Below are 6,383 nucleotides of genomic sequence, written 5' to 3'. Positions count from 1 at the left end.
AAAAAGCCATTTGAGTCGAGGAAACGACGCACAGCACTGGTCACCTTCGCGCGGAACATTAACCGCTGGGCCATTTCGGGGCGACGTAAGTCTAAATAGCGGTATTTAAGACGCTGTTCTTCACTGTTGTTCTGGTAATTATCCAGACTTAATGGCAAAGGATCGGCGCTGTTGATAATGGTTAACGCCTTACCTAAAACTTCAATTTCACCGGTTTTCATTTGACCGTTGACTTGGCTATCAGGGCGAGCGCGAACCACGCCTTTCACCTGAACACAAAACTCGGCGCGCAGCGTGCTGGCCACAGCAAACACCTCAGGCAAGTCTGGATCATAAACCACTTGGACGAGACCTTCTCTGTCTCTTAAATCTAAAAAGACCACGCCACCCAAATCACGGCTACGATTAACCCAACCAACCAAGGTAACTTCTTGTCCAACGTGAGACTTATTGACGTCTCCACAATAATGACTGCGCATCTAACTCTATCCTTTATCCGAAACCGGTGCTTTGGAAATAATCAAAACGAGATAAAAGCGGCATTATAGTCAAATAATGCCGATTACCAAAGTACTTCACTTTTAGGCGGTGAAGTATCAAACAGTTTTACGCCCTTGACTAGGGGCGATCGCACTATCTGCGCATAAGTGTTCAAAATATCAGCAAGATACCCGGTAGCAACGCCCACCTGCGGCTTTTGCAAGATACATCTGCTTATCAGCCTTTTTTAGCAACTCAATCGCCGAATCACCATCCCGAGGATAAATGGCAATACCGATACTCAAGGCTATCATCACCTGAGTATTGTCTATCTCAAGCGGGCTGAGCAGTGACCGTAGAATATTATCAGCAACTTGAGTCACGGCATCGAGATCTTGCACACGATTTAACAGGATCACCCATTCATCTCCCCCAAAACGAGCAACCGTATCAGAATTACGCACCGCCTTAGTCAGAATGTTGGCCACATTGATCAGTAATGCATCCCCCGCTGCATGACCATAATGATCATTAATTTGTTTAAAACCATCCAGATCAATAAACAACACCGCAAACTGGGCCTGTTCCCGATAATGCACCAATAAGGTCTGGCGGAGACGATCATCGAGTAATGCTCGATTAGGTAATTGGGTCAGGGCATCGTGGTTGGCCACATATTGCAACTGTTTTTCGGCCGACTGACGCCGACGGATCTCTTGATTCAACCGCCGGTTCATCAACAACACCGCGATGACGACGATGGATAAGACTAAGACACTTAAAAATAGGTAGCGGATCCATTGACGATATTGCTGATTATCGGTGGCGATACTCGCAGACACCCAACGAGCATAGATTTGCTGTTGTTGCTGGCTATCAAGCGTCGCGAGCACTTTATCGATAAGGGGCACGAGGGCAGATAATTGCGGGTGCACACCAATATGGCTTTGCTGATCGGCTAATTCACTCAGTAACGACATTGTTAAGGCAGGATATTGGCCACCATGTAATTCAGCGGCCAGCGTCAACACTTTATCAATAAACATATCCGCATGGCCCTGAGATACGGCAGCCAAACCGGCTTTGGTATCCGCCACCAACACCAATTTAAGAGAAGGCTGCAGCGCCATTAGCTGGGCAACCAAATGGTATCCTTCCACTACCGCAACCCGCTGCCCTGCCAACTGGCTGATATTAAACACCGACACTTGATCCAGTTTTGACGCAAGTCCCCAAGGCGATGGCCAGTAGGCTTGGCTAAAAGCCAATTGTTGCTGTCGGTCAGGTGTTTTTGCAACGCTGCCAGCCATGCTGATGTCACCCTGTTGCAGCGCCTTGATTAATGTCTGCCAATCTTTAAAAGCCACAGGAGTGAGTTTAATCTGTAACTGCGCGGCTATCATTGCGGCAATCTCGCTGTTGATCCCAGCAAATTGCCCTTGATTATCGGTAAATTCCATCGGTGACCATTGGGTCAAGTAGCCCATTTTCACTTCTCCTAGCTGCTTAAGATAAGCACGTTCTTTGTCAGTCAACGATATCGCTAGCTTCTCACCCGTGAAAATATGATCCTTAGGATTGAGCATCCATTTATGTTCTATCTGTGAAAATTCTTGCTGACTGATACTCCTAAAACCATTGGCGATCCGCTCTGTTAGCCCAGGATCATCACTGCGGGTTAAGACATAAATAGGTGTAGAGAACTCAAGCTCACTATATTGGTTAAAATCCCCCCAGCTGTTATTGAGTAATAAAAAGTGCGCAGTCCAAGCGCCTGAGGCAACAAAGCCGCTAATATCCCCCGCCTTGGCGCCAGCGATCATCGCTTCGATAGAATCGTAATACCGCAAAGACACCTCAGGCAAGGCTTGCCTTAAAGCAGCTAAATAAGGTGCCGTTGGGACGACGCCGATTCTTTTACCTGTTAACTCCGCGAGGCTATGGATCTGCTGCTGATATAAAAATAAGCGACTTTTAACGGTATATAGCGGCCATGCGCGAGTGAGACCAGTTTTTAACTCATCATTCTCAGGATACCCAATATGCGCATCCGCGCGTCCCTGACGCACATCGTCAATGGTGTTGCGTGCTTCTCCTGAAATAAAATCGATCGCAATCCCGGTTTTTTCTGACCAGCGTTGCCACATATCCACATATAAACCGTGAGGTAAACCGTCCACACCTAAATTCACATAAGGATCAAACCCCAAATGCATCGCAATGACGAGCCCGTTTTTTTGGCGATGATAACCCAACCAGCGGCGCTCAGTTTGCTTAATAAAATCAGGTGAGAGGGCTTGAAATCCGGTATTAATCTTATCGAGTAATTGCCGATCGCCCAGCTGTACCGCTGGGTAAAATTGCATGGTTTGTATTTGGATCCGCGCGCTTATTGGGAAATTCGTGGCAATTTCAAGGGATGATGCGGGATCCTTCAAATAACCTTCTAATCCTGCGAACACAACTATCTCACCGGCGGATACCGCCTTGAGTAAGGCTTCACGACTCACATACCGTTTAAAGACCAGCTTAGGTTCAAGGCGGAGCAATTCAAACTCATGGGATGAACCCGTCACGATACCAATTTGATAAGGAACCAAATCATGAATGGTTTTTTTGCCCTGAAGAGATTGATGTAAATAGAGGAAGGTTCCCACCTCGGCAATGGGCTTGGCAAACTCAAAACGCTGTTGTCGTTCCGCGGTTTTGGCCATCCCTAAATGAACCTGTGCTTTACCTTCCTGTAATTTGATAAGGGAATCGTTCCAATGCTGCGGCACGAATATCAGTTCCGTCTGGGTCTGTCTGCCCCATTCTTTCCACAACTCCACTAATAATCCGGTAGGTTCGCCGTCCTTATCCACATATTGATAAGGAAAGGTGTCCTCCCCCATTACCACGATTAGATGCTCAGCTGAATTGTTAGGTGGTGTAACACTGTGATCCGTAACCATATGGGGGCTAACATTATCAATGGTTTTTGGGATATGAGCAGGGTTTGCTGCGAGTTCCTCTACGCCCCAAGCAAAACAACATAACCACAGTAACAAATGTATCACTAACTTCAAGTTAAGCCCCTAATGCCTGATATAAATGTAACAATTCAGTTATCCAGTGCGTATTAGACAAAAAATAATGGCAAATTACTAGCCTAAGACTTGCTGCTAATTAATCAGATTCGTTAAAATGCCCAACTGAATTTCCGAGATAACCCTAGATGAACGCTTCTCAAGATAAAATCTACGCTCAACCGAGCGAGCACATTAGCGATTTCCAATTTGATCATCGAGTGGCCGGCGTCTTTAACGATATGATCCGCCGCTCAGTCCCTGGATACACCCAAATCATTAATACTATTGGTGATTTTGCAGACCGTTTTGTTCAACCTAACACACAAATCTATGATTTAGGCTGCTCCTTAGGCGCAGCAACCTTGAGCATTCGTCGCCAAATCACAGGTCGGCAATGTCGGATTATTGCCGTGGATAACAGTGAATCAATGGTTGCACGCTGCCAGGAAAATCTCAGTGCCTATGTCAGCGATACTGAGGTTGACCTTATCTGTGGTGATATTCGCGATATTAAGATCCACAACGCCTCTTTAGTGGTACTTAACTTTACCCTTCAATTTTTACCGCCAGAGGATAGAGACGCGCTGATTGCAAATATTTATCAAGGGCTTAATCCGGGTGGGATGCTAGTGCTCTCGGAGAAAATTTGTTTTGAAGATGCACCTATCCAAACGTTACTCGAAGAATTGCATCTCGATTTTAAACGGGCTAACGGTTATAGCGAGCTCGAAATCAGCCAAAAACGCAGTGCACTTGAAAATGTCATGAAACCCGATACGTTAGCCACCCATCAACAACGGCTGACTCGTCAAGGTTTTCGTCACTTTAGCCTGTGGTTCCAATGTTTTAATTTTACTTCTATGGTGGCCATCAAGTGATCAGCTTCAGCTCGTTTTACCAACAAATTGCCGATTCCAATCTGCAGCACTGGCTCGAAACCCTCCCCAGTATTTTAGGTAAATGGCAACGGGAACATAAACACGGTAACCTGCCTAAGTGGGAAAAAGTACTGAACAAACTGCACTACCCTGTCCCCGATCAAATCGATTTACAGAATAGTGTCACCCTAGGCACTGGCAAGCAGCTCAGCCCCGGTGAAACAGAAAAGCTTGAGAATTTATTGCGGTTGTTTATGCCCTGGCGTAAAGGCCCATATCATATTCACGGTATTCATATCGATACCGAGTGGCGCAGTGATTGGAAATGGGAACGGGTTAAACCGCATATTTCTTCACTGAACAATCGCACCGTACTCGATGTAGGCTGTGGCAGTGGGTACCACATGTGGCGTATGTTAGGGGCAGGCGCCAAGCGAGTGGTCGGTATCGATCCCTCGCCACTGTTTTTATGTCAGTTTGAGGCCGTTAAGCGCCTCAGCGGTAAAGATCATCCCGTGCATCTGTTACCCTTAGGGATTGAAGAACTCCCGCCCTTGGATGCTTTTGATACCGTGTTCTCTATGGGAGTCTTGTACCACAGACGCTCCCCGATTGATCATCTGCTCCAACTGCGCGATCAATTGCGCACCGGGGGCGAACTGGTCTTAGAAACCTTAGTGATCGACGGGGATGAAAACGCGGTACTCGTTCCTGAGGACCGCTACGGCAAAATGAACAATGTTTGGTTTATTCCCTCGGTGGCCGCATTGATGCTGTGGCTAAAAAAATGCGACTTTACGGATATCCGTTGCGTCGATATCGATGTCACCACCCTCGATGAGCAGCGCCGCACGGAGTGGATGCCCAACGAGTCACTGGCGGAATACTTAGATCCTGTCGATCAGGCCAAAACCATTGAAGGTTACCCTGCGCCGAAGCGCGCAACCATTATTGCGATTAAAAACCAACCCAATCACGATCTCAGCTAAGCTCGTGCTCTCAAGAGCGTCGCTACCTAGGACAGCCCGCGCGTGGGCTGTCAACGCCTATGCTCACCAGCCATAAATTGGGTATGTTAGCGTCCTTGCGCTCTGTTATCATCACCGTTCTAGAGTATGGACACAGGCCTAGCAGCGATTACCTATGTTAAAAACCCGCTTATCTATCGTAAAAACCAGCTTCGCTATCTGCAAAGCGTGCAGACCGAGATTCGCCGCCCCGCCATTAACAGTGAGGTTAACAATCACCTTGCTGATACCGCTACTGGGTCTGAACCTATCTGTTAGCCATATCGCCCATGGTTCCCAAAGTCCGGTAGCCCTCTTAATTGAGCAGTGTTTACGCCTGCCTGAGATTCAGCTTGCCACCGCCTTTATCAACGAAAATGCCACTACAAATGCTGCAAATACTCATAGTGCTTCCACTGCAGGGCAAGATGGGCTTGTGTCTGCGCCAGCAATACTGCCTGTCGAGATTAGGGCACTCATCTTAGAGCGCCAAACCATAGGGTTAAATAATATCAATGACAGATTGGATTATTACCGTCGCTATTCTCTCAATCAGCTGGAGCGGCAAGGTCTATTACAATGCCAATTACGCCTTGCCGACAATCTGGGGCAACTGGTGACTCAAGCCGAATTTAAAAAGCTCGCCCAAGCGTTAAACCAAGGCGATCCTGAGCACGTGATGTTAGCGGCGCACCTTAATACCTTGTTAGAAAACCATCTGGCACAGGACGACAAAGCCAAATTACACATGGCACAGGCCAATATTGGTCAAGCACTCAGTGACCAAGAGCTCAACCTGACGATCGCCCAAGGCAAATGCCAGCTCCCAAGCGCCCCGCCTGTGCCAACGGCAGATCTTTCGCCCGCGGCGGTAAATCTTCCGCTAACAGGTGCTTCACAGCATCACAATCAGCGCAATCAGCACAATGACGATAACCATTATAAGG

Annotated in this window: 4 protein-coding genes and 1 pseudogene; 3 read left to right on the top strand and 2 right to left on the bottom strand. The window is 47.4% G+C overall.

The features are described 5' to 3' along the window. Together ACRCZA_RS09080 and ACRCZA_RS09075 are read right to left on the bottom strand one after the other, a co-directional pair. Nucleotides 1–479: OB-fold nucleic acid binding domain-containing protein (locus ACRCZA_RS09080; RefSeq protein ID WP_438674125.1), on the bottom strand; the 479-nt coding region annotated here is incomplete at its 3' end. A 180-nt stretch (nt 480–659) separates the two neighbouring features. Next, nucleotides 660–3,548 (bottom strand): transporter substrate-binding domain-containing protein, encoded by a 2,889-nt coding sequence (locus ACRCZA_RS09075; protein ID WP_438674124.1) that lies wholly within the window; start codon nt 3,546–3,548, stop codon nt 660–662. A gap of 149 nt (nt 3,549–3,697) precedes the next feature. On the opposite strand from ACRCZA_RS09075, the gene cmoA reads away from it, so the two are divergent. From cmoA to ACRCZA_RS09060, 3 genes and pseudogenes are all read left to right on the top strand, one after another. Then, a complete protein-coding gene (gene cmoA / locus ACRCZA_RS09070) occupies nt 3,698–4,429 on the top strand; it encodes a carboxy-S-adenosyl-L-methionine synthase CmoA (RefSeq protein WP_438674123.1) in 732 nt (243 codons plus the stop codon). Further along, nucleotides 4,426–5,418 carry a tRNA 5-methoxyuridine(34)/uridine 5-oxyacetic acid(34) synthase CmoB gene (gene cmoB, locus ACRCZA_RS09065; RefSeq protein WP_438674122.1) on the top strand — a complete coding sequence of 331 codons (993 nt, stop codon included), beginning with the start codon at nt 4,426–4,428 and terminating at the stop codon, nt 5,416–5,418. Before cmoA ends, cmoB begins: the two co-directional genes overlap by 4 nt. Nucleotides 5,419–5,677: 259 nt before the next feature. Further along, nucleotides 5,678–6,383, top strand: a pseudogene (locus tag ACRCZA_RS09060) (hypothetical protein); the annotation flags it as partial.

It is taken from the genome of Shewanella sp. (genome assembly GCF_051658185.1).
Classification (GTDB): domain Bacteria; phylum Pseudomonadota; class Gammaproteobacteria; order Enterobacterales; family Shewanellaceae; genus Shewanella.
This window is presented reverse-complemented; position numbering and strand designations above follow the sequence as displayed.

Coding starts and splice junctions, on each gene's coding strand:
- cmoA (WP_438674123.1), top strand. CDS start 3,698: ATGAACGCTTCTCAAGATAAAATCTACGCTCAACCGAGCGAGCACATT.